The organism is Acaryochloris sp. IP29b_bin.148, from assembly GCF_028285565.1.
Classification (GTDB): domain Bacteria; phylum Cyanobacteriota; class Cyanobacteriia; order Thermosynechococcales; family Thermosynechococcaceae; genus Acaryochloris.
Genome location: NZ_JANQOY010000219.1, coordinates 13,327 through 39,662, shown reverse-complemented (window position 1 = coordinate 39,662; position 26,336 = coordinate 13,327). Strand labels below are relative to the sequence as shown.

The window sequence follows — 26,336 nt, the reverse complement described above, 5'->3', positions numbered from 1 at the left end:
TTTCAAGTTCTCATGGGCATCAAAGTAAAACGAGCAGATTCCCAAGATATTGATGGCCGTTAAAAACGCATCTAGTTGGCGAAACTGTCCCTCTGCCATCCCTTTTTCCAGGATCTGAACGATGCCTTGAAAGCCTACTTGCCATCCCGTTTGTTCCCCATACTTTCCCTGATTCTGAATGGCTTCTTGAAACCACAACATGCCATGCCATCGATTTTTCGATTCAAAGTTAATGTAAGCCCGAATCATTGCTGCCAATGCCTGCTTAGGAGACTGCTGTTCCCAGTCAGTGGGTTGAAAAGCAGTGTTAATTTCAGTGACGAGGTGCTGTAAGACCGCCTGATAGAGGGTTTCTTTATTTTTGAAGTAGTAGCACAGCAGGGCCTTAGTGACCCCGCTTTTGGATGCGATCGCTTCTGTGCGTGCCCCCGTTAATCCATACTGAGCAAACTCTTCGATAGCAGAATCTAGAATTTTAGCCTTAGTAACTTCCGGGTTACGGCTTCGTTTACCTGATTTGGAGGTTGAGCGCGAAGATTTAGGCGGAGGCACGAGCAGTCCATCACAGTAGCGACTCAATTTAGTGTAATTCTTGACATCCTGATCGGGGTTGTATAGGCTCTAATTAAACAAGTGTTTAATTAATAAAATCTGATGCAACCTATCCTTCCCGGTGCGCCTTGGTTGATCGCGCACAAGTCCATGCTGGGAATTAATCAGCCCACTAAAATCACCTTAAATGGCCAGGATTACGTTCTCTGGCAAGACACTGAGGGAAACGTATCTGCCCTCAACAATATTTGTCCCCATATGCAAGCGCCTTTATCCAATGGCTGGATTTGTAGCCACAGAAATACGATTACCTGTCCCTTTCATGCTCTGGAGTTTAATGGTGCAGGTCAGCTGCTTCAGGCTGAAACCTTCAGCCAAGCACCGTTGGCTAACCCCTTAGAGTTAATCGTTGAGGGTGAATTCGTCTGGACTTACGGCGGCTTTGAACCAAAGTTATCGATCCCTACTCTGCATCAGCAGGTGGCGGCTGACTATGAGTTTCTGGGAGTGACTGCCGAAAAAAGCATTCGCAGCAACTTTTTGCGCAGTCTAATGATTAACTATGACCACCATCATCAAAACGGGACTCATCGAGAATTTTTTAAGTGCAAATCATGCACAGCGGAGTTTATTGAGCAACAAGATATTTATGCTAGGGTCGCTCAAACAGTCGAGAAGGAAGACTACACCCCCGAGGAGATTGCAGCAAACCCGATGTTAGGGGCCATTCCAGAGGTAATGCAGAACGTCTTGGAATATGTTTTTCCCTCTACCCAGTTTTTTTGTCTCAAGTCACCTGATGTTCAAACTTATCAAGGGCATATCCTTTATCCAGAAACGGAGGATCGAACCAAAACCTTTATCTTGCTCTATGCCAAGTTTAGTAACCCAGAGTTAAAAGCAGTGATGCAAGACTCTTTGCTCCATGCAGCTTCATTGGTGGTAGAGCAAGACACTCAGTGCCTTGAAAGCTTATATCTCAGACAAAAATCGACCATTCGCCTGCCCAATGAGGACATTATGTTCTACGCAGAAGACCTATACCGCAGTTGGGAAAAGCGTTCTACAGTCTGAATCATTGTCTTTATCGGTGACAGCCAATGTTCACACCTAAATTCTCAACCCTAAAAAATTAGGTGTGAGATGTCACTCGCTTCAACCAACGCAACCCTAACCATCCCAATCCACTCCCGACAAAATAGTAGGGAAAGTCTTCCCAGCTAAAGGTATTGCCTAACACCAGCCGTCCGAGTAAAGTGGCCCGGATCGCTTGCAGCCATGCGGGTTGCCAGAGCTGTAGGAATTCCAATCCACAGGTGGTGAGACAAACTGAGATCGCAATCCGCCCAGGAGAGACCGAAGGCCAAATATAGGCCGCCAGCAAAACAAAGAAAATCTCATAGGGCACCCCGCCAAACGTATCATTGAGCCACGACTGCCCCGGCCCCTGATAAAACTTAAAGGTCAATCCCAAGGGCACAATCACCGCCATACTCACAGCCAACGCCTGGCGATAGGGACGATACAGTGGGGCTGGTCGCTTAGACATAACAATCAACAATTCGAGTGACGCTCTCGTAAATCCAACCTAGGATGACTTTAGCCATTGATTGAGGGCTGCGATGACCGCCTTACTCCCTGCCATCCTGCCAGTCAGCCTGATTATCTGCATTGGTTATCTAGCAGGCAATACCCTAAAGCTGGACTACCAAACCTTATCGCATCTGGCCATCTATATCCTGGTCCCAGCTCTGATTGCCAGTAGCCTCTATCGCAATACCCTATCTCTCCAGAGCGCGGCAGGGTTGATCGCTGGATATCTGCTCACCACCCTGACCCTAGCAGTGATCGTTCTGCTCATTAGCCGTGGGTTAAAACTTTCCCCCCCGGTCAAAATGAGTCTGCTAGCCACCACCCTGTTTGGCAATGTCGGTAACCTGGGTTTACCCATGGTCTCCTTTACCTTAGGGGCAGCGGGATTGGAGCGGGCGATTATTTATCTGATTTCCGCCGCCATTTTGATGGCAGGGGTAGGACCGGCGTTGCTGAATACATCAGGGCTTCGCGCTGGTCTCGCGTTAACTCTCAAGCTACCGCTATTCTGGGCCATGCTGGCTGGGTTACTGCTCCAGGTCTCGGGGCTTCAGCTCCCCTTCCGTCTCGATGAGGGGCTCGCCATGTTGGGGAATGCCGCCATCCCCATTGCCCTGGTCACCCTAGGTATGCAGTTGGCCCAAAATCCATTGCAAATTGGCCAGTATGAACTAATGGCTGCCAGTCTGCGGCTGCTCCTCGCGCCTCTGCTCGCCCTAGGCATAGGCACCAGTCTACGACTCGCCCCTTTAGATTTACAGGTGCTCGTGCTTCAAAGCGCCATGCCCACTGCCGTCAACACCCTGATTTGGGTTAATGAGTTTGGGGGAGAGCCCGCCCGGGTTGCCCGCTCCATTATCGGCTCCACCTTACTCAGCCTGGTCACCTTACCCATACTATTGGGGCTGATCCCATCGATCGGTCCTTAAGGGGCAGAGATTGCCGAGTCAGCCTTAACTAGCCTGGGGATTTTTCTTGTTATCTAGAATCGTAAATTCATCTAGATCATCCTCAAAGGTCGGAGTGGCCACAGGGGGAACGCTGGAACGACTGAGAATCTGATCCAAGTTGGCAAGGGCTGCCATCAGATCCTGCTGATTCAAGGTGCAGCCACCCATGCCCTCTAGGACGAATTCTAGAGATTGCACAAAGGTGCCAATTTTCATGGATAGCTGATCGCAAGGAAATGCGGGCAATATTTTCCCCGTTCCCGTGGGCAGAGTTGCATTCGTCTCCACAATAGAAGCGGACGCGACCGTACTGAGGGTTAGAAATAAGGGCAGCTGGGGGTAAGTATCCCGACACCAAACACACAACGCCAAGGCATCCCCTTTATACGCTTCAATATCCACCAACAGTAAATCAGGCAGAACATTCGCAGCCGCATCCAAGTTCATGCGCTGTTGGATGTTGGCAGAAGGAGGTAACCAATGGACATCAAATCCCTGAGAACAGAGGATCTCCTGCCAAATGATGCCTTGAGTGGCCGACTCCTGCATCATCAACACTTGTTTAGGGCGAAACGGAATCGTAGAACCGGAATGGGTGACATAGGGCAAATGAAATCGGATATTGATGGATCCGATGGTAATCACATCGCCATGTTTGAGAAGTAACGGCTCTGTGATCCACTTCTGATTCAGTCGAGAACCATTGCTGCTATTGAGATCCACAAAGTAGCAATGCCGATTATCCACAACCTCTAGCTTGGCATGATGCCGAGAGACAGCCCCTTCCGCCAACACAATCGAATTAATCGAACTTCGTCCTAGGGTCCAAGTTTTTTGGCTTGTGAGATCAATTTTTCGTGGAATCTCGCCAGTAATAATCAATTGGGGCGTAGGGGAAGACGTCATGGTTGGAATTTAAATGCAAGGGCATAAGGGCCATAGACTTAGTATGGGAATTCTCATCGGGTTAATGAACATTTCTTAGAAAGATTCCGGGGAATTTTTGCCATGGAACGATCCGCGATAACAACAACCTGCAATAAAAACGGGCCTCTGGATGCAGAAGGCCCGTTGATATTTTGGTTACGCGCAGTGACTAGCCTTTTAGGGTTACCTGGAGGCTCCCTGGCTCCGCTGGATTACCGTATAGCTCAACACCCCGTTTATTAGCGGCGAGATGTCGGACAATTTTATAGACGGTCTCTACTTTATCCGGGGCTTCGGCCTTCTCAGCTAGACTGGTGATAGGTAACGGCGTTAGGGTATTTCTGAGGATTTGCACAATTTTATTTTGCAACGCAATGGTATCCGTTGCGGCTTTCTTGCCTGCCTCTACACCAGGTTGGTGATAGGCATTGACATTAATTAAGGATGCATAGAGACCCACGGCCCGCTCATACAGGGCAATCAAAGCACCCACCTGCTTCGGCGTTACTTCGGGTAGGGTCACGGTAATGGAATCGCGACGTTTTTCATAGAGCGCTTCTCGGGTCCCTAAGAGAAATCCCGATAAGTAATCCCCTGAGGTCACACCGGGTTCCACTTCAAAGCGGGTACCATCGCGATCTTTTAAAACCTCGATAAAGGTCAGGAAGAAGTTAGGAATGCCTTCCCGTAATTCTTGGACATAGGCATGTTGATCTGTTGACCCTTTGTTGCCATAAACGGCAATGCCTTGGTGCACAATCTTGTCGTCGAGATCTTTTTCTTTACCTAAGGACTCCATCACCAACTGCTGAAGGTAACGGCTAAACAGCATCAGGCTGTCTTTGTAAGGCAAAATCACCATATCTTTTTTGCCTGCCCCTTCCCCGGCAAAATACCACGACAAGGCTAGCAAGGCAGCGGGATTGGTTTTCAGATCATGGATTCGGGTGGCTTCATCCATGGCTTTGGCCCCTGCCAACATCTCCCGAATGGCGATGCCTTGTAAGGACGCTGGCACCAAGCCCACAGCAGACAGTTCAGAGGTCCTCCCCCCCACCCAGTCATGCATAGGGAGCATCGCTAACCAGCCCTCATCTTCGGCAGTTTGGGCGAGTTTACTGCCATATCCCGTCACGGCAACGGCATGTTTGGGAAAATCTAATCCCAAATTTTTGAAGCGGTTTTTTGCTTCTAGCATGCCATTACGAGTCTCAGGTGTACCGCCAGACTTGGAAATGGTGACCACCAGGGTGGTATCCAAGCGATCTTGAACCCGGTCCAAAATATAGTCCATGCCCGCCGGATCGGTGTTATCGATAAAATGCAGCTCTAAGGCAGGATGGAGCACCGCCAAAGCCTGAGATACAAACTGAGGTCCTAAAGAAGACCCACCAATACCAATAGAAATCACGTCGGTAAAGCGAGGGGCGGTGTCGGGCTTAATCCGTCCCGCATGAACATCCGCTGCAAAGGCTTCTATCTTTTCTAAGGTAGTAACAATTTCTTTCTTTAATTCAGGGGTGGGGGCAAGATTAGAGTCTCGGAGCCAATAATGGCCAACCATGCGATTTTCGTCAGGATTTGCGATCGCACCCGCTTCCAGGGCATCCATTTCCTTGAACGCCTTTATAAACTTAGGCTCCAAGCGTTCCACGAATGCATCATCAAAACTCATGCGGCTGATGTCTACATAGATACCCAGCTGCTCGTGGTAATAAAGCCAGTCTTGATAGCGTTGCCAAAGGGCGGCTGCATCCATATATCGTTCCTGAGTGCAATGATTGGTTGATGATTAAACCATAGCGTGCAGCTCGAAAAGGTGACCAAATATTCGGATGGGCTTTAGCATTTCTGGTCAGAAGAAATATCCCTCAGCCTGATAAAATCCTGAAGATGTTGATTGAAGCAGCACGCTGTTACTCCCAGACCTATGACAGTTGGGTATTTTGTTTCTTTAGCACTGGTCGCCACCATTTATGCCCTTTTCAGCTTAGGGCTCAATTTACAGTGGGGCTATACCGGGCTAATTAACTTTGGTCATGTCGCCTCTATGCTGATTGGGGCCTACACCACCATTGCCTTGACCCTCCCTAATTTTATTAAGGAGATGCCCCAACGCCTGATCGATCAGTATCCGGCCATTGCTAACCAAGGATGGCTCTATCACAGCTTGCAATTTCTGGGGGCAAAATGGCCAGAACAGGTTCCCTTGGTGATTGCCGTACTGATTGGGGCCGGGTTGGCAGCGCTGCTAGGCTTAGCGATTGGGACCAGCACCTTAAGGCTCCGGGAAGACTATCTGTCTATTGTCACCATTGGCGTATCTGAAGTGTTACGGCTCGTCGCCGTCAACGAAGAATGGTTAACCCGCGGACCGCGCGGGGTGTTTAACTATCCGCTCCCCCTCTCCCAACTGCAGCCGAATCTGGTGATCCAAGGCTTGATGATTGCCTCCCTGGGCTTAGTGTTGGGATTAACCCTGTGGCGACTGTGGCAATGGCTGCTGCTGCAACCTCAGCGGGAAGGCCCTCCGGCTATATCCATGCCGCTATTTGTGGGATATGTGCTGTGCTTAGTGGGCGTTGCGGTCTGCTGGTGGTTTTCCTTTTCACTCAGTCTGACCATCCAGCTACCGTCCTTTCTCCAGGAAATCATTTTGTTGGTGATGCGGTTAGCCATGGCTGCACCACTGGCCCTAGTGGGGGTGGTTCTCGTTTATGCCTCCTGCCGACAACCGGTTCAGCAACTCCGCACCCAGTCCCTGAGTACCCACCTCAGTCTACTGACGGTTTCTATGGGGATGGGATTGGTGGTGATGTTTTTCGGAGCCCATGTCATGGGCATTGTCGACTACACCTACAAAGCGGGTCTGCTATGGCTGCTGATTCTGACCATTGCCTTGGTCTTTTGGCAGTTGGAGCGCTGGGTCAATTCGCCCTGGGGGCGAGTGTTAACTTCAATTCGAGAAGATGAGGAAGTCGCCAAAGCCTTGGGCAAAGATGTGTTTCGCTATAAGCTGCAGTCCTTTATGTTAGGCGGTGCGATCGCAGGGATTGCCGGATCCTTTTATGCCTGGCAACTCACCTTTATTAACCCCGATGGCTTTATCCCCCTCAAGACCTTTGAAGCCTGGATTATTATTGTGGTCGGCGGTGCGGGAAATAACGTCGGCACCCTATTGGGAGCAGGTATTTTTTGGGCCTATTATGAGGTCACCCGCTTTGTTCTCCCTAATATCTTGCCCCTAGATGATGCTCGGTTGGGGGCTTTTCGGGTGATGGTGATTGGTCTAATGCTAATTGTGTTAATGATGTGGCGGCCCCAAGGTCTGTTGGGCAAGAAGGAGGAACTCACCCTTGGACGATAAGCGCGCCCCTTCAAGCCCACCGGACCAGTCGTTATTGACAGCCCAGGGGCTCTCCAAAGCCTTTGGTGGCATTCAAGCGGTTAATGATGCCGAGATTCATGTCCCCAAAGGCAAGATTGTCGGGTTAATTGGTCCCAATGGCGCCGGGAAAACCACCCTGTTTAATTTGCTCTGTAATTTTATTGCCCCCGACCACGGGCGGATTATCTTTGATGGCAAACCCATTGAGCGCTTGCAACCCCACAAAATTGCCCTGAGGGGAATGATTCGCACCTTTCAGGTGGCGCGGGTGCTGTCGCGATTGTCAGTCCTAGAGAATATGCTGCTCGCAGCGCCCAACCAAACCGGAGAAAAGCTGCAAAATACGTTTTTCCAAGCCCATATCATTCGTCGGCAAGAGCGCGAGCTAAAAGAAAAAGCGCATGTCATCCTCGAATCCGTGGGCCTAGCCGCGAAGGTCAATGACTACGCGGGTGCCCTCTCTGGTGGTCAGCGCAAGCTACTCGAAATGGCCAGAGGCTTGATGGCCGATCCGAAACTGATGCTGCTGGACGAACCCGCTGCGGGGGTGAATCCCACTCTGATTCAGCAAATTTGTGGCCATATCAATCGGTGGAATGACAACGGCATTACCTTCTTGATTATTGAGCACAATATGGATGTGATTATGTCCTTGTGCGATCGCGTTTGGGTATTGGCCGAGGGACAAAACCTCGCCGAAGGCACCCCCGCGGAAATCCAATCCAACAAAGAAGTGCTAGAAGCCTATCTAGGACAGTAACATCAGACGATAGGAGTATCAGCACTTTGCTGATCTATTCTTGCTGTTAAAGATCACAGCTAACCCACCATCGCCTTGCTATCACTGAGACAAGATTTCAATCGCGAAACTTGCCTATGAACGACCTTCATCCGCCTCAGCATCAGCAACGCACTCGCCTGAGATTACTGCTAGGTCGACAATATTACATTCAAAAACGGAAGTGGGAATGGCAGTTTTCAGGGACAAAGTTTGCAGTCCCCAAGGGATCTAATCGCTTACCTATAACAGTATTTTCCCATCAGTCTTTTTTGTTACGCCAACTCAAAGATGTAGACATGTGGCTGCAGCACAACAAAGTCACTAATTTACAGCTAGCCATTCACTGCATCAACTCAGTCATCATCCATCCCGGAGAGGTGTTCTCCTTTTGGTATTTAGTCGGCAATCCCACCAAACGACGCGGATTCAAACCGGGTATGACCTTGAACAATGGCCAAGTGAAATCAGGGTATGGAGGTGGGCTGTGCCAGTTAGCCAATCTGCTGTATTGGATGGCCCTACATTCTCCCTTAACCGTTAAAGAACGCTGGCGACACAGCTATGATGTCTTCCCCGATCTCAATCGTTCCCTTCCCTTTGGCAGTGGAGCAACGGTCGCCTATAACTATATTGATTTACAGCTAGAAAACAACACTCACCACCCCTTTCAACTATGTCTCTGGTTAACAGACACAGACCTATGTGGCGAGCTGCGATCAGATACAAAATGTCCCTATCACTACGAAATCTTGGAGCGCAATCACCAGATTACGGGTCCTATTGCCGGTCGATATATGCGCCACAACCAGATTTTTCGGAAAAAACGTCATTTATTGACCAACGAGGTTTTCCCAGATGAATTTATTACTGAGAACCACGCACTCATGATGTATTCACCCTTGTTAAGGAGTGGGGATGAGGCGTCATCTTCTCCATCCTCAGCCCATTCCTAAAAAGCTGGGGATACTGCAAAGACTCATATTATATGGCTTCTGATTGGAGGACTAGTCGTCTCGCCAGCATACACAAGTTAATCGTTAAAGTCACCTTGAAGGTCAAGACCAAAGCTCATCAGAAAATCTTATATATCCTCCAGGCTCTGTCAGGGCCAGTCTGGGCTAAACATTTCCACAAACTATCCATATTGCTGGAGTAGCAAACCCATATTTAGCAAGAGCTTGCTGCTCCAAACCTGAAGTCCTTTCACTCCTGAGACCCTATTGCCTCAGGAGTATTGGCTCACATAGGGATTAAACATACCGAACTTCATCACCACTGAGGCTAAAGTTGGTGGTTCCCTGGATAATGCCGATGATTTCGTTAGAGTTTCCTCCCTCGTAAACGAGAGCCGTCCCATTCAATCCCTGGGGGGCAGCCCCTAAGGAGTAATCACTCGCTTGACCACGGAGTTCTAGTACATCCCCTTGATTTGGGTTGAAGTCCCGCACAATAACATAGTTACTGGTAGCAGGACCATCAGCATAGAAAACTTTTTGCTGATTCCCCAGCACAAAAGTGTCTGCACCCGAACCCCCAGTCATTTCATCAATCTCATTCACTCCGGGATTGCGATCACGCGCCAAAACGCCAATCAATCGGTCGCGACCACTTCCCCCAAAGAGGGAATCATTTCCCTTGCCGCCAATCACTAAATCATTGCCTTTACCGCCATAAGCCTTATCTCGTCCAGCGCCAGCATAGAGACGATCGTTATTGTTGCCACCATAAACGCTATCATTGCCAGTTCCGCCAAAGACACTATCATTGCCACTGCCCCCACGCACCACATCATTGCCACTCTGACCATTCAGAACATCATTCCCCGCAAAGCCTCGAATGGTCTCATTTGCAGCTCCACCCGTCAGGGTATCGCTACCAGACGTACCGTCAATTTGCCTAGGGTTAGGCGTGGGGCTGGGACTCGGCGTTGGACTCGGGCTGGGACTGGGCGTCGGGCTGGGGCTGGGTGTTGGGCTGGGACTAGGGCTAGGTGACGGTGACAGAGAACTGACAGAACCTTGCCCACTCCCGTAAAGACTGCGAATACCATTGATATCATCTTGGAGCAAGAAGGCCGACCCAGCCCCATCGAACCGCCTTTGGATAGACGGATTCATAATGGCATCTGTCCCAGATTCATGCCCTAGCCCCAAACTATGTCCTGTTTCATGAACAGCAGTTTCTAGAAACAGACTGCTGTCCCAATTCTCGCCAGTATCATAGGTTTGGTCTCCCCCTTGCGGGAAAAAAGCGAAGGCCAGCGTATTACTCCGACCATCAATAAAGTCAGCGCTAACTCGAATATCGACATCACGGCCATTACCAGGGTCTTGCACTTCCTGAAAATTTAAGGGGGCGACATCCGCCCAGACTCCTAAGGCTTCCCGGAACAGCGATTTTGCTTGGCTATCGGACAAACCAGAAAGCTGAAAATTCGGAGCAAAACTGTAGGTGATATCAACGTCACTGCCTGTACCATCAGGCTGATCCCACTTGAAGCGTCCGCCACTGTCATTAAACTGGGCAACCGTTCCTCCAACCTGGAATCCTGCACCATGACTATGCCCACTATAACTACCACAAGCGGTACACATACAGCAGTAGCCGCTGTCGACAGCGTTAGATGCATCAGCCGATTGAGCGGTTACGGATGCCGAGCCCTCAGGAGCAAGAAGTTGCGCGGGGAGGGATGTCTGAAGATCAGGAACATTAACGGTAGGAGCCAGACTCTCTAAATCAGATAGGACCAGACTCTCTAAGTTTGATAGGTCTAGACTCTTAAGAGCAGACAAATCTAGACTTTCCGGTCGGAGTAAATCAATATCAAGGCTGTCACGATTGGGATTGACAGATGTCAGAGAATTTGAACCAAATTTAAGGTCATTCAAGCTTTCAATTGAAGATGCAAGATGACGCATATATCCTCCTCAGAATCAATGTCTTATTTGTTTTTGAACCATAAACTCCCCCTTTTAAATGTGTATGTCTTCAGAGGTTTTAACATATTGTTGATCACCTTATGAAGTAATCCAGACTACAGCTACAGAGAAATAAGCCCAAAAATTACTCTATCAGAGGTCATATCTGTATTTTTTTTGCGATTACAAGTTAATAGATTTAAATTATTGTTTTTTCGAATGATTTATGGGGGCATAGATTCCTTTTTGAGTCTGAAATCCTGCCGATAAGTGAGTGGCCACATCCTGTTCGCGACCCATCCCAGTCAGGATAGTCCGCACAGGTTTATCGTTCCCGCTATCAATGTCCTTCCTAACCTCAGTTCGGAATCAGCTGAACCCCTTATGCTTGCATAGGCTGAAACATTGATTCTTCCGTAAGGATGCTGCAAAAATGGCCTTAACCCGAACTGAGGTTCCCTATTTTTGGGTTGCCACGGCGACCGGCCTATCACCACTCTTTATTTCTGCCTGTATGGGGATAGTGGCTGATTGCTCCCACAGTCATGCATAGACACCGCCTGACCAGAACCAATACCACATTTACGCCGCACTGCTGTGCAGCAATCCCTTGCAGATAGATTAATCCAACCAGGAATCCCGTAAGGGAGGGAACTGGCCTCGATGTTTACGGGCCTGCATTGCTTTCTCCAGCAGCACAAGCAACCCTGGTGCTTCCTGCTCAATCGTTAACAGGAGGCGCTCACCCAAAGCAACATCACCTGGATCGACCCCCGTTTCCATCACTTCTCGCAAACGAGGCATCGCCCAACTATCCACCATCTCCACCAAACCACTGAAGCAACGTTCGAATTGGCGTTCCGTCATAATGGCGTCTTCTAAGGGGAATTCAATAATGGCCCGAATTTCGCCGTCGGAGGCATCATACTCCCACTGCAACATCTTAGTTTCCCAAGAAATGACCAGCATGGTTTGCAAAATAGCAGCCTTATGCGGGTGAGTTTGGACCCCCGTCAGCACCTCAGGCACAAATAACTTAAAGAACTCGCCTTCTTCATCTAGCTGAATCACGATCAAAAAATCTTCGACATGCTCAGCTTCGACTTGAGTAATAATGCGTGCCTTATCAGACTGAATTTCGTAAATCAGTCCTTGCTTATCTAAGTACCCAGCAATTTGCTCTAACGTAGCGCCCATAAGGGCATCCTCTTCTTAAGTGATGATCGGGTCTATCCCAAGTCCAGTGTGACAGGTTTCTTGAAATTGGCAAAACCTATTGATTTTGCGAGCCAGGCAGTTGCTGGTAGGCCTGCATCGTTTTTTGCCGATCTAACGTAAAGACCAAGGTGGCCAAAGGTGGCAAACAAAGATCTAAGGAGTAGGGACGATTATGAAACGCCCATTCATCCGTCCATTTGCCACCTAAATTCCCCATATTACTGCCGCCATATTGACGGCCATCACTATTAAAACGCTCGACGTAGTACCCGGCTTCCGGCACCCCGACGCGGTAATGGCTATGGGGTTGCGGGGTAAAGTTACATACCGTCAGCACAAACTCATCCGAGTCCTTGGCCCGGCGGACAAAGGAGATGACGCTGTGGCGATTGTCGTTACAGTCTACCCACTCAAATCCGTCATAGCTAAAGTCATTGGTAAATAGAGCTGGTAATTCCTTATAGAGATGATTCAAGTCAGCGACAAACTGCTTGAGATTTTGATGGGGATCATATTGTAGAAGTTGCCACTCCAGATCACCCCAAACATTCCACTCACTCCACTGGCCAAACTCCATACTCATAAACAGCGTTTTCTTGCCGGGGTGGGTAAACATAAAGGTGTACAGACATCGCAAATTCGCAAATTTCTGCCATTCATCCCCCGGCATTTTGCCCAGCATATTGCTCTTGCCATGGACAATTTCATCGTGAGACAGAGCCAACATAAAGTTTTCACTAAAGGCATACATGATGCTGAAGGTGACGTTGTTCTGGTGAAATTGACGGAACCAGGGATCCATGTTGAAGTAATCCAACATGTCATGCATCCATCCCATATTCCATTTGAGGTTAAAACCTAAGCCCCCCACATAGGTGGGCCAAGACACCATCGGCCAAGCGGTTGATTCTTCAGCAATCGAAAGAATTCCAGGGTAGTAGCTAAACAGCAGATCGTTGAGATGGCGGAGGAAATCCGCTGCTTCGATATTCTCTGCTCCCCCATATTCATTGGCGACCCACTCCCCATCTTTTCGGCAGTAGTTGAGATAGAGCATTGAAGCGACGGCATCGACTCGGATACCGTCGATATGATACTTATCGAACCAAAACAGGGCATTGGCAATCAGAAAGTTCTTGACTTCCTTGCGGCTGTAGTTGAAGACCAGCGTGCCCCATTCCTTATGCTCTCCTTTGCGGGGATCGGCATGCTCGTAGAGATGGGTACCGTCAAAAAAGGCTAGGCCATGCCCATCTTTGGGGAAATGTCCAGGCACCCAATCCACAATCACCCCAATGCCCTGCTGATGGCACTGGTCGACAAAATACATAAAGTCTTCGGGCGTTCCATACCGCGAGGTACAAGCGTAGTAACCCGTCACTTGATAGCCCCAAGAGCCGTCAAAGGGATGTTCGGCAACGGGCAGTAGCTCTATATGAGTAAAGCCTAGTTCTTTCACGTAGGGGATTAAGCGATCTGCTAATTCTCGATAGGTCAGGAATCGAGCCCCAGGCTTGAGTTCAGAGACAATAACGGGGGGTAGGATATGTCCCTCTGCTGATGTAGGAGGCTCTTCCGAGGAAGCATGCATCCAAGACCCCAAATGGACTTCGTAGATCGAGATAGGCTGGGATAAAGCGTCTGAATTGCGACGCTGCTCCATCCACGATCCATCGGACCAAGTGTAGGAATCAAGATCCGTGACAATGGACGCGGTTTTGGGACGAACTTCTTGCTGAAATCCGTAAGGATCTGATTTTTCGTAGATATGGCCTTCGTAGTTTTTGACTTCGTATTTATAGTGCTCGCCAATACTCAGTTCGGGGATAAACAACTCCCAAATACCGGAGGGTCCTTTCCGCATTTGATGCTGACGACCATCCCAAGCATTAAAATCTCCCAAAAGTGAAACATTACGCGCATTGGGTGCCCAAAGAGCAAAGTAAACCCCTTCTACGCCGTCCAGGGTAGTGAGATGGGCACCTAACTTCTCATAGATGCGGTGATGATTGCCTTCAGCAAAAAGATGTTGGTCATACTCTGTGACTCGTGGGGATTTAAAGGCGTAGGGGTCATAAATAACACGCTCATGGTCTCCTTCTTTTACCCGCAGTTGGTAATTCAGCGCCCCATCAATAGGAACTTCGCATTCAAAGAAGTGGGGATCATGAACACTCTGCATAGGATATTCCTGCCTCTGCCCCGGACAAACCACAGATACGGCATCGGCTTTGGGCCAATAGGCCCGGACAATCCACCCGGATTTGCCGTCTTGACTAGGATGGGGACCGAGAACCTCGAAAGGATCGTGATGGTGATTCCAAACAATTCGGTTGACTTGATCGGCAGTAAGAGGGGTGGACATGAAATTACCTAACTGGGGATAAGAGAGCTAAAAATTGAGGAATCGGGCGAGTGACGATTTTACCTTTTTTGCAGCAGAATCCGATCAACGAATTTTAGAATGAGTCGATTGGATTCTGGTGTGGGATGAAGGTTGTCAAGGATGGCTTGCAAAGCCCCATCCGTCTCCAGATATCGATCTTGATAGCGCGTAATGCGAGCAGCTAAATCATGATGATCCACCTCGGGATGAAACTGAAAACCATAAAAAGGCTTATCAATTACTTTAAAGGCATGGTAAGGACAGCGCTCTGTGAATGCCAATAATTTTGTCTGCGGAGGCAGTTCAGTGGCTCGTTCCTTGTGACCTGAAACCACTAAAAAAGGATTGGGAATATCAGCAAACAGGGGGTCTTGATAAGCCTCATCTGTTAATTGCATCGGATAGATTCCCATCTCCATCTGTTTGGGATCATCAATAACTTTGCCGCCCAACGCTTCTACTCCTAATTGGAACCCAAAGCAAGACGCAAACACAGGAATTGTGTAGTCAACACAGTGTCTAATCAGTTGCTTCGCAGAGTGAACGAAGGGATATTGATCCGGCTTCAGCACGGATGCGTCGCTAGACCCCCCAATAAATAACGCATCATAGGTATCCACACAGCGATCGCAAAATTCGGGTGTATCAAACACATTCAAAATAGTGAATTGAGTCTGGTTTAGCTGACTATGGTAAGCGAACTCCCGTAGCTCCTCCGCACAAGTAACATCATCATTGCGAATCTGGAGATAGAGAATGCGGAGTTTCGAACGAGATGGGGTCATGCAGAATCGTTAGGAGCAAGTTAATGACAGTGATGAGCCTGACCATACCCATCTGATGGACAGATATAAATCAAGTCCATTAGATTTAAGGAAAAGGATTAATCCACAATGATTGAGATCATCGTTAAATATTGAGATCACCGTTACACCGTATTGGAGTCACCTTTTAGGTATGAGATTAACCATCGCTGCATACAACATCATCTCACTGGGAGTGGGTCAATATTGATCATCTTGACTCAATCCAGGTCGGTGACCAAGCTGAACAAGGGATTACTCCGCCCCTGAGGGTATTCCTTGAGCCTGAAGTTTCACTCTCTACGGTAAACCTTCGTGATTGGCAACAGCGACAGCTGTGGCATGGACCCAACGCTTGCATCAATCATTTGCAGCAGTGTCTGACACGATCCAGCAGGTTTGCCCCTTGGCGAGCAACCCCCGATTTGTTGATTAATAAGGACTAGAACAAGAGCCCATGAATGGGAGATAAAATGACACAGATTAACGTCACCCCTAAGGCCCCAACCGCAATTCCTAGATGATAAAGACGTTGAGGTTGGTTGGGGTTAAACCCAGGCATCAGCCCGATGAGGTACCCGCCGATAAAGCCCCCTAAATGTCCCCAGTTATCAACCCTGCCCAGAAAGGCAGACAAAACAAAAGAGACGATGGATAGGATCAGCGCTTGTTGCAGCACTTGCTGACGTCCAGAACGCTGACCATAAATCACTAATGCTCCCAAAAGGCCAAACACTCCCCCTGATGCCCCAACACTAAAGCTGGCTCCACTGAACGATGCAGGTAAAGACGGCCAATACTGGGCCACAAAACTGGTTACCAAAGAACTAGTCACAGTTGTAACGGTATAAATGCTGACCAGTCGTCCAGCCCCATAGCCGCCCGCAACCATCGGAGAGAGGAAGCTCAGCCACACTAAGTTAAAACAAAGATGCCAAAGATCACCATGCAGCCACCCCGACCCAATGACAGTCCACCATCGTCCCCATTCAAATAACGGTATTGACCCCGTGGAACCAAAAATTGCCAAGCTGTAAGAACTAGGAGCCAAGAGTCGCATGACCCCCTGGCTGCGCACACCCGGCAGATCAAAGAGCAGCGTGATCGCGTAAAGAATAATGCAGCCGACTGAGACAATTTTGATAAACCCAAAATCGGCACCCAGTCGACGAATCGGGCGAGCATACCCCCATAAGCCTGGATGGGGCTGTCCACAAAACGGGCATTTTTCTTGATCGATGGATACTAGTTTCTGACAAGAAAAACAAACGACAGAACCTGTTGTCTGTCGTTTGGGCAACTTGAATTCCATTGAATATGAAACAGCCTAAAGAGATGTGATTCTAGGATAGGTCAAAGTGGAAGCACTCGATCTTACAGGCGGGTTGTATTCACTTGCTGATTAATCCAATTTTGCATCTGCTGGGCAGCCGCAAAATCTCCTTTTTGCTGAAATAAACGTTTGGCTTGTTGATAATCGGCAATGGCACCTTTGCGATCGCCTAAATTTTGACGAATTAAACCTCGATTCCCATAGGCTTCAGCCATGGTCGGTTGCAGGGTGATGGCCTGACTAAAGTCTTGGAATGCACTTTGAGGGCGGTTGATAGAAAAATAGGCGACGCCCCGGTTGTAATAGACTTCCGAGTTGCTGGGCGCCAGCTGTAAGGCTTGGTCATAATCCTGAATCGCGTGTTTATAGTCTCCTTTTAAGGCTTTCTGAATGCCCGTCGAAAATAATATTTGCGAGCGGTCTTCTCTAGAAAGGGCAACATTCGCTTCAGAAGACTGATATGTATTGGGTTTAGCTTGTCCAGTATTGCCGATACTAAAGGCTAAACCATTCAAAGCCAGGAGCGTCAAAAGGAGCCAAGGGGGACGAGGAGGAGTCAGCATTTTTTTAAGAACCTAAAAATATCTAAAAAAATTGGGTGCAAAAAGCAACCCTTGTCATTGGCAACAAGAGACTTTAACCATCTTTGATTAATCAGAATAAATACTTATCAAAAACTGGGTCAGGCAGCTAACTGCTGTCTGCAACAATGAATGGCTATAGCTTAAAAAATGATGGGGAAAAGACTTATATTACTTATTTTAAGAAATAAAAGCGGAATCATCCTTAACTGATACAATTCTTGCCATTCTCGGAACTTCAAATAACTGCACATCCTATCTAGGACGTTCCGGCTTCTACCATGCGAAAACGGCTACGTCCCCAAAGACTGGATCTTTCAAGGGTTTGCGCTGCTTGAGTCAGCAACTGTTGACTGGTAATTGAGGCGTTTTGGCGGGCGATTGCTCCACCCATCCTTAGCTTCACGGACACCTCTGAACCATCTACCAACTGCAATGGCTCATCCAGCGTCGAAGATAAGAATTCTCCATAGTCTGTGGCGGCTTCAATCGTCATGCCAAGGGTTACACAATAGAGGCGATTCTGCTCGCCACTATGCAGCCAACTGCGAGGAGAAAGTTGATGCTGCAGTCTTCTAGTAATCATCAACCAAACAGCCGATGAGTTCGCCGCATCAGAACTGGGAACGCCTTCTAGATCGATCACAAATAAACACGTCGACTGATACCAAGAGCCCTCTGATGTCTCCACCATTTTGCCCAGTGCATAGGACAGTACTGGATCGAGAGAACGGTACGTTAAGAGTCCGGTCTTCGTTTCAGTTAAGCCCAATGCAGTAAACAACTGCATCTGAGTCGCCTGCATTAAATCAAGTTTTTTCCGTTGGCTGGAAGCATCTTGGGCCTGGCCTTGGTATTCCTCCTCTAGCTGACTTAACTGGCGTTTTTGGCGAGAAGAAACCCATCCTCGCTTAATAATGGTGGGAGCTGTTACTAATAAGCCAATAATTACCCCAAAGGCCAGCGTTAGCAACAAAATAAGTGCGAGAGAACCATAAAAGCGCCAGATTAGGAAACTCACCGTAATTCCCCAAGAATTTTGCAGCGCAAACAGAATGGCAACGAGAGAAATAAGTAACGCGCAAACAACGAGGATAGGCATCTGATTACGGTAAGTGTGTCGTGAATCACATTAAAACTGCTCAGGCATCACTGAATGAGGCAAAACCTGATGGTCTAATGCATACAGTAACAAGTTTACACGGGTCTTTAACCACCACTTGTCATCTATCCTTTGAGGTCAAACCATGTCTGAATTATTTACTGAATTGTCTGATCAACAGCAAGAACTCGTTGCCGGTGGCGCCATCACTACGCTCAATATCAATGCCACAAGCTTCTACTCTGATACTGAGTTGTTGGGGTCTAATGGAGTAGCTGCGTCTGGTCCTGCTGGATCAGCTGCTGCGGGTAACATTGCTGGTGCTAACCAAGAAATTTATACGAACGCGCTTAACGTTCAGTTTGGTGCAGTTGACTAATCTCAGCACTGAGTCCAGTCACCAACATTAACAGTGGGGCAACTAAACGGTCGAATGAGTTTGAATGCGTCACTCATTCCTCACGCGAACTGACCCAGTCTGCACGTTTAGTCGCTCCCAGATTGAATTCACATCTAAATCTACATATTGCGGGGTAAAACCATGTCTGAATTATTTACTGAATTGTCTGATCAACAGCAAGAACTCGTTGCCGGTGGTGCTGTCACGACGCTCAATATCAACGAGACTTCTTTCTATTCCAATACTGAGTTGCTCAGTTCTGTCGGGGGTGCCACTTCAGGCCCTGGTGGTTCAGCTTCCTTTGGTGCTATTAATGCCGCGAATCAGGAAGTGTATACCGATGCCAAGAGTGTTCAATTTGGTGCGGTTGACTAGTCTGCAACACTAGATCGAACGATTTGCTAAGTTTGCCCCTAAGCTCATAGAGCTTAGGGGTATTTTGATAACTGAGATCTTGTACCCGGCTTTCAGTGCCTGCATTTGGCCCCCCAATTCTGGGGGAAAAAGCTATGTTCTGTTGATGGGGAGTACGTCATCTTCTCGCGAGAGAAAAGTTAGGGTGTAGGAGCAGCGTTTAATCAACAATCATGACGCTTGAACAATGCCAAACGATTCAAGCTCACCACTTCTTAGCGATGCCAGTCAGTTTCTCAAAAATCCGGCGCAGTGCCGTTAAGCTAGGATTTCAAGCATTATCCAGAGGAAATCCGGGCCATGAGTTCTGAGGAAACAACCCATGCAGTTGCGATCGCAATCTTATATCAGCAAGATCGATATCTGATGCAGCTGCGTGACGATATTCCGGGTATTGCCTATCCAGGCCATTGGGGATTCTTTGGCGGCCATTGCGATCCAGGTGAGCATCCCGACGACGCCATCCACCGGGAACTGATGGAAGAAATTGGCTACCAGACTTCAACGCTTAAGCGGTTTGACCTTTACCCTGATCCAGGCGTCATTCGTCATGTGTACTATGCCCCTCTAACCGTCTCTCTCTCAGAATTGGAACTGATGGAAGGCTGGGACTGGGGATTTTTCTCACCTCAGGAGGTTCAAGACAGCCAGCGATATTCCGCAAAAGCACAAGGAACCTTTCCGCTAGCCTATCCTCACCAGAAGATCTTGCTGGACTTTATGGCCTTGCACCCTGATCGCCAGTAGCCGCAAACAATAATCCTCTATTCGCCTAAAGACTGAATAGAGGATCTTAAAAATATTGAAGAATAAAGCCTTTACCTCGTTTGCGCTTAGGACTCCTTAGCCTCTGGTGGCTCTTGAGAGTCAGGGGTCCGGGTAATTTTTTCTTCTTCTTTCCCTTCATCTGCCGGTGGGGAAGATGAAGCCTTAGGGGTATCTGCTGCTGGAGCTGGACTTGCCGCTGGGGTGGATGCAGGCGGTTTACTGGATGCAGCAGGCTTACTCGCAGGCTTGGCTGCTACGGGTGCTTTAGTTTTTTTTTCTGGGACTTTAATATCTAGCTTAGTCCGAGCGGTCTGCAGGGCATTATCAGCGCTTTTTTTCGTTGCGGTCCATAAGGATTTCCCTGCTTCGGAAACTAGGTTCCCCTCCTCGGCTTGATTGGCTTGGTCTTGCAGAGACTTAACACTGTCCGTCAAATCAGCCGAGCGATCCACTACCCAACCGATGGAGACGAGTCCTCCTAAGAGGAATAACCAAATTAAGATGCCTGTTTCCTTAATAATCGTCCATGCCAGTGCAAAGAAATTTTTAAATAAGTCCCATGTATCCTTGGCTGAAACTAAGTCCCACCACTTTGTTAACTGCTGATTAAATGGGCTTTTATTATTGTCACTCATTCAAGATATCTCCGCTCCAAGAAACCAATTGCCACTACTATCATGGACTGTTGTCTGAACCGGGTCAATCCGGTTAGATTGCGGAAAATCTATCTTTTTTCTCAAGACTAATCAGATCTTTTGAACAAAATCGCTCTGGGGCTTCAGGACGGAGATACAGAGGAAGTCAGCCGCTCACACAGCGAGCCTGTCCCTATACAGGGCTGAATCTGTATAGTGTTGTCATATATTTTCTCCCCTCCGCACAGAAACTAGGCTCGAGATCATGATTTTCCACATTGCCCAAGCGCGTGATTGGACCACTGCCCAGACCATAGGGGAATATCAGGCTGCCTCTCTAATAACAGAGGGCTTTATTCACTGCTCGGACCCGCATCAAGTTTTGGAGGTTGCTCACCGTCTGTTTTGCGATCGCAAGGATTTGGTCTTACTAGAAATCGATCCTCAACGATTGGATGCAGAGGTGCGATATGAAAACTGCGAAGGGGGAGAGGAGCAGTATCCCCATGTATATGGCAGCATTCCTCTAACCGCGGTCACAACGGTGTTTCCCTTTCAACCGAATGCAGAGGGAAAATTTACATGGTCTTCCACTTCAGAGAATTAGGCCACCCAATCTTTATTGAGCCAGTTATTCAAGCTCAAGGTCTGGATGAGCAGGATCCAGGTTGATACTTACGCATCGGCAACAACCTCATCCCATCTGGATACCCCAGTAAGGTGTACATCATTCCCCCGGATGAATGATGGCTGATCACTATGGCTTAGATTTCAGTATGTATACGGAAGCCTTCTACCTCTAGAAAACACTTTTATTTCCTAAAAATAATAAAATTTGAGTGTTTTAGCTGCTTTAAAGCTTTTGTAGAATAAAAGATCAATCAACATAAATCTTCTAATCATCCAAGAAAATTTCAATCAATAAGTAAATTCAGAATCCTTTATAGACATAGACTTAGTCCATTTTATAGAACTAGCTCTTTCATGCGATTTCAGAGAAGCTATCTTATTAAGAAGCTATATTTTTCGAACAACCAGTACTTTTTTATATAGATCTCTAAACTTCCGTATTTCTGATGATGTGTGTCTCAGATTTGTCCATCATCATAAAGATATACAAGTTATACATAGGTTCTATAGTCAACTTTTGCCATAAACACAACCTATTTTTGAACGCTCAGAATTTCCCACGATTTCCACAGGATTGAATTATGAACTTGCCTCAGATTGGTGTCCTTACAGGGCTAGTTGCATTGGCATGCTTCCCACTGACAAGTGCTGAAGCAATGCCCCAGAAAGCCGATCGGCTGACTTTTCCCGAAATGACCCCAGAGACCCTACCTAGAATTACAGTCAAGGGCCAACCCTTGATCTCCAATTCGCCTGCGGTAACCTTTACCAAACGAACACCTCCTTCCTCCGAGACAGTCAGTTCGTCTGCTGTTTCTACTCAGCCGTCACAAACAGCCCACAACCCAGCGTTGTTGTCTCAGCAGAGTGCTCACTAACGATTGTCTGAGTTCGCAGAGCAGGCTAGCGAGTGTGCACCTGCGGATTCGGGGCAATCCAGTTGAGTAGTAAAATAATCGGCGGAAAAATGCAGAAGCAATACAGGCCCATTTGATAGGACCCGACAATATCCTTAAACAGGGCCATCCAAGAGGGGCCAATTGCACTGGCAAAGACGATACTCATCATCTGCACCCCTGAAATTGCACCCAAGTGAGTCCGGCCAAAGAAACGGGGTAATGCTACAGCAGATAAGGTGCCAAAGCATCCCCCGCTACTACCCAGCCCCGCAATTGCCAGACCACGCAAAGCCACAATATCCAGATTTGCCATACTGGCAATTCCAACGCCCAGAGCTGTCATCATCCCCATAAACAGAAATTGCAGCCGAATTCGATCGGCGGCAAACCCCATCAAGGATCCCATAATGGTCGATACCAATGCCATCGGTATAAATAAGGCCACTGCTTCGGCCTTGGTTAATCCGACTTCTGCCCCCAGATCAACGATATGAAAGGTAATCCCCGTGATCGCTAAGGCTTGGCAGGACAGTGCTAAGGTAACGGCCCAAAAAGCTGGTGTACGAAGTGCTTCACTACGAGAGAAATCTGTGCGGGTGTCTAGAGCGGTCGGGGATTGATTTGAGACTGCAGATGAAATTTTGCCATCCATCTGGAGGCCACATTCTTCAGGGTTATCGCGATAAAAGATCCAGCCTAAGCTGCCCATTCCCAAGCCGACGATTAACCCCATACTGACCCAGGTCCACCGCCAAGTGGTCGATTCGATCCAGGCATTGAGGATAGAAGGGGTAGACGCAAAGCCAAAAGAGATAAAGACTCCTGCAATGCCAGAAGCCAGTCCCCGTCTTTTATCAAACCATTTTCCGAGCGTGTTGCGACTAGACATGGTTAACATGCCTTGACCGCTGAATCGTAAGCTGGTGAACCCCAGGACTAGCAAGCCAAAGGCCATATAGCTGGAGGTGGGTAAGTTTAAGGTTTGACTGAGAGAGAGGGCGATGCGATCGCACACGCTCATATACCCCAACGTCAACCCCAACCACACCGCAGCCAGCACCACCGACAGGCGCGTCCCACACCGATCCAGAAACACGCCTCCAAAGGGCAGTAGTAATCCACTGGTCACCGTGCCAATCAGATAAGCATTACTGAGCTGCAGCCGTGATACTCCCGTTGCCTCAATCAGGTAGTCCGTAAAGACACTCACTCCCATCGTCTGGCCAGGGATACTCATGATAATGCCGATGGTGCAGGCTGCTAAAATCGCCCAGCCATAAAAGAACGGCAGCTTGCCGGGGTCAAAGGGCCAATGGGGCCGAAGCAGCGGATGAATCTGTGGCGGATTTTGATCAGCTCGTTGCTTAAAAAATTGAGTTCGCAACTTCATGCAAAACCTAGCGAGACAATGGGCGCAGAGTCTTCAGCTTAACGAATTAGCAATCACTGATACCTTATGGAGCAACATTCTGGCTCCATTCTCGAACCCATTGTCGAAACGCCTTTAGCGCTTGACTGCGCCCTTCCGTCTGACTTCGATGCAAAAACTCAGATATCCCATCAATAATGGGAAATTTAGGGAAGTGAGGACTCAAGCTTGCCTCCTGATACTGCCCATCCTGCAGCACACTAATCCGCAATTTTCCCTCCTCCACTCGCCACAGCTCAGGGACTCCCAATGCTTGGTAAGCCTCCAATCCTGTTTTAGAGGTAACATCCACTTCAATGGCCAAATCAGGTGGCGGATCAGCACTCAAATCAAGTCGACGTTTTCCGATCATCACAGCATAATTTTCAATATAAAAACACTGATCCGGCTCAACCCCCTTAGCGATATCCTGGCGCTTGAACGTCGTTGAACCAAAACACTCATTATTGATATCCAGTTCTTCCAGGAGAATTTTGACCATATCTCCGATTAACTCTTTATCAACCTCATGCTCAGGGGAAGGCATCCTTAGTTCTAAAACTCCATTACTATAGGCAATTCGAGATGCACGCCGATCCCCTAACTCCTCAAGAATTGCTTCAAACTCATTCCAATTGACCCCTTGCAGCTCAATTCGTTGACCTGGATTGACCACCAATTGGCGAAGCTGAAGCGTAACCATAGGGAAGCTCCCGTGAGAATTGCCTCTAGTATAGCCGCCCTCATCACTTCAGCAGTCCCCCTCCCTGCAGTTGATGCTGGCTTTACACCGCCAGTATTCAAGCATCCCTCGCCATTCATACCCAAAGTCGATAATCTTCAGCAATCTGATCACCTTACCTCAGAGAGCCATCAGCCTCCTCTCAGATTCCAGCTCTAGATTGAAGTTAGCAACAAGCGAGGCACGGAAGATGAATCCGAAACGTATACTCTCCACCGCATTACTGAGCTTATCCGTTCTTACGGTTGGCATCAGCGAAGCCAAGGCTGCCGAGATAGGTGTGTCTTCTGACCTGCAAGAATCCCAACTCGTTTCCTTAAAATTCAAAAAATTCGGTCACCGTCGCCACGGATTTCATGGCCGTCGCAGATTCCGTCGGCGTCATCACGGTCGGCGTCGTTTCCGTCGCTTCCATCACTCCCCGAGTTTTGGCTTCAAGAAATTCAAGGTCTTGAAGAAAAAGCATCACGATAAGCACCATGATTATAAGTTTCATCATGATCACAAGGATTTTCACCGTTAATGGATCTGTCTTGCAACCCATTTAGGTCTCAGATTCAGGGACGTCCTGATGTAAATCTGCTGACTCAGGGGCAAACACAATCAATCCCCGAGGAATGCATTCCACTTCGATGGGGGTGGTCCCTACCATCTCCCCATCGACCACCACTTTCTGGGGTGGGTGGGTTTTAACTTTGACTCGACGGGTTTGTAGATTGATAATGTCATCCCGATTGGCGGGTTTGCGCATCAGTGCAGCGCCCACTAAATTCACCATCGCCCCGACAGCTTCCAGATCATTTTTTGGTGCGCCAATGGTGATATCTAGCAGCCCATCACTGGCATCGACGATTCCTGCCCCTTGGGCCATGACTGAAGTGGGTGGTGCAGCATTGGCAATTGTGACAGCACCCGCATTAAAGGTTTTGAGCACGCCTTCGATTTCAATCTCTGTTTCAAACAGTTCCTGCTGATTGAACTGCTTAATCCCTTCCATAATGTAAGCGAAGGCCCCCCAGCGGTTTTTGGCCTCTCGGTCCGCCCGTTCAATCACTTCTGCTTCTAAACCAATTCCCGCTAACAGAATCATCGGCTGGTCGTTACACTTGGCCACATCAACGACCCAAGTCTTGCCTTGGACAATAATATTGCAGGCACTCCGAATCGGCATAAAGCCCTGAGAAATATTGAGGGCCGCCGCAAAGGCATTCGCTGTGCCCCGGGGAATAATCCCCAGCGGAATCTCGCTGCCAATTAAAGCCCCTGCCACAGCAGAGATGGTGCCATCTCCACCCGAGGCCAAAATCAGATCGGCTTGAGCTGAAATTGCATCTTCTACCAGTTCGCTAGGATGGGTGTCTGAAGTGGTCAAATGCACTACCAGTTCCATAGCTGGACTGAGGAGTTCTTCGATCAAGGTCAGATCATGCTCAGCATTGCCCTGACCTGAGACTGGATTAAAAATGAGGTGGGCAACCCGGGTACGGCGCAGTTGCTCGAGGATGGCCGTCGCGGTGGCAACATTAATGGCAAGGGGCACATCATAAACCGCACAGATCCGTTGCAGGGCCTGAATATCGGGTTCATGAGGCTGGGCATAGAGCGGATCGACGAGGAAGATCACGGCGGTGACTTGGCCTTCAGCCACCTGGGTGGAAATTTGGGCGTCTCCTCCCATAGGTCCCGATAGCATTCGCTCGACTTCTAGGCTGGTGGCATCTTTGATCCGCTGTCCGGTGGTGCCGGTGGCGATGATGCGATATCGACAGAGAACGGGTTGGTATTGCTTGGCAAATTCAACGATTTGATCTTTTTTGCGATCGTGGGCGATCAATGCGATCGTGGCAGCCATGCAATTGCCTCGTGCTTAAAACCTTTGTCTTGTATCGATCATACGTTGTTCTATGT

General features: G+C 48.4%; 26 protein-coding genes. 11 read left to right on the top strand and 15 right to left on the bottom strand.

Going from position 1 to position 26,336, the window contains the following annotated elements; translation table 11 throughout:
• Window positions 1–552: TetR/AcrR family transcriptional regulator (locus Q0986_RS19885; RefSeq protein WP_299414773.1), on the bottom strand; the 552-nt coding region annotated here is incomplete at its 3' end.
• 102 nt (window positions 553–654) lie between these two features.
• Between Q0986_RS19885 and Q0986_RS19880 the strand changes: the two genes are divergently transcribed.
• Entirely contained in the window at window positions 655–1,626 is a 972-nt protein-coding gene (locus Q0986_RS19880; RefSeq protein ID WP_299414770.1) for a Rieske 2Fe-2S domain-containing protein, read from the top strand.
• Window positions 1,627–1,684: 58 nt separating this feature from the next.
• Here Q0986_RS19880 and Q0986_RS19875 read toward each other — a convergent pair whose 3' ends face one another.
• Window positions 1,685–2,101, bottom strand: coding sequence for a DUF2809 domain-containing protein (locus Q0986_RS19875; RefSeq protein WP_299414768.1), 417 nt, complete (start codon window positions 2,099–2,101; stop codon window positions 1,685–1,687).
• A gap of 73 nt (window positions 2,102–2,174) precedes the next feature.
• Between Q0986_RS19875 and Q0986_RS19870 the strand changes: the two genes are divergently transcribed.
• Entirely contained in the window at window positions 2,175–3,074 is a 900-nt protein-coding gene (locus Q0986_RS19870; RefSeq protein WP_299414766.1) for an AEC family transporter, read from the top strand.
• Between the two features lie 24 nt (window positions 3,075–3,098).
• Here the strand turns inward: Q0986_RS19870 and Q0986_RS19865 are convergent, their stop codons facing one another.
• Window positions 3,099–4,001: an FHA domain-containing protein gene (locus Q0986_RS19865; protein WP_299414763.1), complete on the bottom strand. Its 903-nt coding sequence runs from the start codon at window positions 3,999–4,001 to the stop codon at window positions 3,099–3,101.
• Between the two features lie 190 nt (window positions 4,002–4,191).
• Window positions 4,192–5,781, bottom strand: a complete 1,590-nt coding sequence (locus tag Q0986_RS19860; protein ID WP_299414761.1) for a glucose-6-phosphate isomerase — start codon at window positions 5,779–5,781, stop codon at window positions 4,192–4,194.
• A 171-nt stretch (window positions 5,782–5,952) separates the two neighbouring features.
• Between Q0986_RS19860 and Q0986_RS19855 the strand changes: the two genes are divergently transcribed.
• The 3 genes from Q0986_RS19855 (at window position 5,953) to Q0986_RS19845 (ending at window position 9,144) form a co-directional block, all read left to right on the top strand.
• Entirely contained in the window at window positions 5,953–7,389 is a 1,437-nt protein-coding gene (locus Q0986_RS19855) for a branched-chain amino acid ABC transporter permease (protein WP_299414759.1), read from the top strand.
• Window positions 7,379–8,170: an ABC transporter ATP-binding protein gene (locus Q0986_RS19850; RefSeq protein ID WP_299414757.1), complete on the top strand. Its 792-nt coding sequence runs from the start codon at window positions 7,379–7,381 to the stop codon at window positions 8,168–8,170. Before Q0986_RS19855 ends, Q0986_RS19850 begins: the two co-directional genes overlap by 11 nt.
• 116 nt (window positions 8,171–8,286) lie before the next feature.
• The gene (locus tag Q0986_RS19845; RefSeq protein WP_299414754.1) at window positions 8,287–9,144 is read left to right on the top strand and encodes a VanW family protein; all 858 of its coding nucleotides are present in this window, start codon (window positions 8,287–8,289) and stop codon (window positions 9,142–9,144) included.
• 297 nt (window positions 9,145–9,441) lie between these two features.
• Here Q0986_RS19845 and Q0986_RS19840 read toward each other — a convergent pair whose 3' ends face one another.
• The 7 genes from Q0986_RS19840 to Q0986_RS19810 all read right to left on the bottom strand — a co-directional run bounded on the left by Q0986_RS19840 (window position 9,442) and on the right by Q0986_RS19810 (window position 18,532).
• Window positions 9,442–11,109, bottom strand: coding sequence for a matrixin family metalloprotease (locus Q0986_RS19840; RefSeq protein ID WP_299414752.1), 1,668 nt, complete (start codon window positions 11,107–11,109; stop codon window positions 9,442–9,444).
• Between the two features lie 621 nt (window positions 11,110–11,730).
• Window positions 11,731–12,306, bottom strand: a complete 576-nt coding sequence (locus tag Q0986_RS19835; RefSeq protein ID WP_299414750.1) for a hypothetical protein — start codon at window positions 12,304–12,306, stop codon at window positions 11,731–11,733.
• A gap of 76 nt (window positions 12,307–12,382) precedes the next feature.
• Window positions 12,383–14,692, bottom strand: coding sequence for a 1,4-alpha-glucan branching enzyme (gene glgB / locus Q0986_RS19830; protein WP_299414748.1), 2,310 nt, complete (start codon window positions 14,690–14,692; stop codon window positions 12,383–12,385).
• A 59-nt stretch (window positions 14,693–14,751) separates the two neighbouring features.
• Entirely contained in the window at window positions 14,752–15,498 is a 747-nt protein-coding gene (locus Q0986_RS19825) for a type 1 glutamine amidotransferase (RefSeq protein ID WP_299414745.1), read from the bottom strand.
• A 460-nt stretch (window positions 15,499–15,958) separates the two neighbouring features.
• Entirely contained in the window at window positions 15,959–16,816 is an 858-nt protein-coding gene (locus Q0986_RS19820) for a rhomboid family intramembrane serine protease (protein WP_299414743.1), read from the bottom strand.
• Between the two features lie 74 nt (window positions 16,817–16,890).
• Entirely contained in the window at window positions 16,891–17,412 is a 522-nt protein-coding gene (locus Q0986_RS19815; RefSeq protein ID WP_299414741.1) for a tetratricopeptide repeat protein, read from the bottom strand.
• Window positions 17,413–17,689: 277 nt separating this feature from the next.
• Complete coding sequence (locus tag Q0986_RS19810) at window positions 17,690–18,532, bottom strand: LapA family protein (RefSeq protein ID WP_299414738.1); 843 nt, start codon at window positions 18,530–18,532, stop codon at window positions 17,690–17,692.
• 145 nt (window positions 18,533–18,677) lie between these two features.
• Here Q0986_RS19810 and Q0986_RS19805 point away from each other — a divergent pair, with 145 nt between their 5' ends.
• From Q0986_RS19805 to Q0986_RS19795, 3 genes are all read left to right on the top strand, one after another.
• Window positions 18,678–18,911: a CTB family bacteriocin gene (locus tag Q0986_RS19805; RefSeq protein WP_299414735.1), complete on the top strand. Its 234-nt coding sequence runs from the start codon at window positions 18,678–18,680 to the stop codon at window positions 18,909–18,911.
• 162 nt (window positions 18,912–19,073) lie between these two features.
• Window positions 19,074–19,307 (top strand): CTB family bacteriocin, encoded by a 234-nt coding sequence (locus tag Q0986_RS19800; RefSeq protein ID WP_299414733.1) that lies wholly within the window; start codon window positions 19,074–19,076, stop codon window positions 19,305–19,307.
• 339 nt (window positions 19,308–19,646) lie between these two features.
• Window positions 19,647–20,093, top strand: a complete 447-nt coding sequence (locus tag Q0986_RS19795; RefSeq protein WP_299414731.1) for an NUDIX domain-containing protein — start codon at window positions 19,647–19,649, stop codon at window positions 20,091–20,093.
• A gap of 86 nt (window positions 20,094–20,179) precedes the next feature.
• Here Q0986_RS19795 and Q0986_RS19790 read toward each other — a convergent pair whose 3' ends face one another.
• Entirely contained in the window at window positions 20,180–20,749 is a 570-nt protein-coding gene (locus Q0986_RS19790) for a hypothetical protein (protein ID WP_299414728.1), read from the bottom strand.
• A gap of 265 nt (window positions 20,750–21,014) precedes the next feature.
• Here Q0986_RS19790 and Q0986_RS19785 point away from each other — a divergent pair, with 265 nt between their 5' ends.
• Both Q0986_RS19785 and Q0986_RS19780 read left to right on the top strand, forming a co-directional pair.
• The gene (locus Q0986_RS19785) at window positions 21,015–21,356 is read left to right on the top strand and encodes a DUF952 domain-containing protein (protein ID WP_299414726.1); all 342 of its coding nucleotides are present in this window, start codon (window positions 21,015–21,017) and stop codon (window positions 21,354–21,356) included.
• A 604-nt stretch (window positions 21,357–21,960) separates the two neighbouring features.
• Window positions 21,961–22,257 (top strand): hypothetical protein, encoded by a 297-nt coding sequence (locus Q0986_RS19780; protein ID WP_299414724.1) that lies wholly within the window; start codon window positions 21,961–21,963, stop codon window positions 22,255–22,257.
• A 25-nt stretch (window positions 22,258–22,282) separates the two neighbouring features.
• Here Q0986_RS19780 and Q0986_RS19775 read toward each other — a convergent pair whose 3' ends face one another.
• On the bottom strand, window positions 22,283–23,668 hold the full coding sequence (locus Q0986_RS19775) for an MFS transporter (RefSeq protein WP_299414722.1): 1,386 nt from the start codon (window positions 23,666–23,668) through the stop codon (window positions 22,283–22,285).
• 64 nt (window positions 23,669–23,732) lie between these two features.
• Entirely contained in the window at window positions 23,733–24,389 is a 657-nt protein-coding gene (locus Q0986_RS19770) for a Uma2 family endonuclease (protein WP_299414720.1), read from the bottom strand.
• 229 nt (window positions 24,390–24,618) lie between these two features.
• Between Q0986_RS19770 and Q0986_RS19765 the strand changes: the two genes are divergently transcribed.
• Window positions 24,619–24,951 carry a hypothetical protein gene (locus Q0986_RS19765; protein ID WP_299414718.1) on the top strand — a complete coding sequence of 111 codons (333 nt, stop codon included), beginning with the start codon at window positions 24,619–24,621 and terminating at the stop codon, window positions 24,949–24,951.
• A gap of 21 nt (window positions 24,952–24,972) precedes the next feature.
• Here Q0986_RS19765 and mgsA read toward each other — a convergent pair whose 3' ends face one another.
• Complete coding sequence (gene mgsA / locus Q0986_RS19760; RefSeq protein ID WP_299414716.1) at window positions 24,973–26,280, bottom strand: methylglyoxal synthase; 1,308 nt, start codon at window positions 26,278–26,280, stop codon at window positions 24,973–24,975.
• Window positions 26,281–26,336 lie beyond the last annotated feature (56 nt).

Excerpts from the sequence above, each read along its gene's own strand:
- Q0986_RS19880 (WP_299414770.1), top strand. The coding sequence starts at position 655 with ATGCAACCTATCCTTCCCGGTGCGCCTTGGTTGATCGCGCACAAGTCC.
- Q0986_RS19875 (WP_299414768.1), bottom strand. The coding sequence starts at position 2,101 with ATGTCTAAGCGACCAGCCCCACTGTATCGTCCCTATCGCCAGGCGTTG.
- Q0986_RS19870 (WP_299414766.1), top strand. The coding sequence starts at position 2,175 with ATGACCGCCTTACTCCCTGCCATCCTGCCAGTCAGCCTGATTATCTGC.
- Q0986_RS19865 (WP_299414763.1), bottom strand. The coding sequence starts at position 4,001 with ATGACGTCTTCCCCTACGCCCCAATTGATTATTACTGGCGAGATTCCA.
- Q0986_RS19860 (WP_299414761.1), bottom strand. The coding sequence starts at position 5,781 with ATGGATGCAGCCGCCCTTTGGCAACGCTATCAAGACTGGCTTTATTAC.
- Q0986_RS19855 (WP_299414759.1), top strand. The coding sequence starts at position 5,953 with ATGACAGTTGGGTATTTTGTTTCTTTAGCACTGGTCGCCACCATTTAT.
- Q0986_RS19845 (WP_299414754.1), top strand. The coding sequence starts at position 8,287 with ATGAACGACCTTCATCCGCCTCAGCATCAGCAACGCACTCGCCTGAGA.
- Q0986_RS19840 (WP_299414752.1), bottom strand. The coding sequence starts at position 11,109 with ATGCGTCATCTTGCATCTTCAATTGAAAGCTTGAATGACCTTAAATTT.
- Q0986_RS19835 (WP_299414750.1), bottom strand. The coding sequence starts at position 12,306 with ATGGGCGCTACGTTAGAGCAAATTGCTGGGTACTTAGATAAGCAAGGA.
- glgB (WP_299414748.1), bottom strand. The coding sequence starts at position 14,692 with ATGTCCACCCCTCTTACTGCCGATCAAGTCAACCGAATTGTTTGGAAT.
- Q0986_RS19825 (WP_299414745.1), bottom strand. The coding sequence starts at position 15,498 with ATGACCCCATCTCGTTCGAAACTCCGCATTCTCTATCTCCAGATTCGC.
- Q0986_RS19815 (WP_299414741.1), bottom strand. The coding sequence starts at position 17,412 with ATGCTGACTCCTCCTCGTCCCCCTTGGCTCCTTTTGACGCTCCTGGCT.
- Q0986_RS19810 (WP_299414738.1), bottom strand. The coding sequence starts at position 18,532 with ATGCCTATCCTCGTTGTTTGCGCGTTACTTATTTCTCTCGTTGCCATT.
- Q0986_RS19805 (WP_299414735.1), top strand. The coding sequence starts at position 18,678 with ATGTCTGAATTATTTACTGAATTGTCTGATCAACAGCAAGAACTCGTT.
- Q0986_RS19800 (WP_299414733.1), top strand. The coding sequence starts at position 19,074 with ATGTCTGAATTATTTACTGAATTGTCTGATCAACAGCAAGAACTCGTT.
- Q0986_RS19795 (WP_299414731.1), top strand. The coding sequence starts at position 19,647 with ATGAGTTCTGAGGAAACAACCCATGCAGTTGCGATCGCAATCTTATAT.
- Q0986_RS19790 (WP_299414728.1), bottom strand. The coding sequence starts at position 20,749 with ATGAGTGACAATAATAAAAGCCCATTTAATCAGCAGTTAACAAAGTGG.
- Q0986_RS19785 (WP_299414726.1), top strand. The coding sequence starts at position 21,015 with ATGATTTTCCACATTGCCCAAGCGCGTGATTGGACCACTGCCCAGACC.
- Q0986_RS19780 (WP_299414724.1), top strand. The coding sequence starts at position 21,961 with ATGAACTTGCCTCAGATTGGTGTCCTTACAGGGCTAGTTGCATTGGCA.
- Q0986_RS19775 (WP_299414722.1), bottom strand. The coding sequence starts at position 23,668 with ATGAAGTTGCGAACTCAATTTTTTAAGCAACGAGCTGATCAAAATCCG.
- Q0986_RS19770 (WP_299414720.1), bottom strand. The coding sequence starts at position 24,389 with ATGGTTACGCTTCAGCTTCGCCAATTGGTGGTCAATCCAGGTCAACGA.
- Q0986_RS19765 (WP_299414718.1), top strand. The coding sequence starts at position 24,619 with ATGAATCCGAAACGTATACTCTCCACCGCATTACTGAGCTTATCCGTT.
- mgsA (WP_299414716.1), bottom strand. The coding sequence starts at position 26,280 with ATGGCTGCCACGATCGCATTGATCGCCCACGATCGCAAAAAAGATCAA.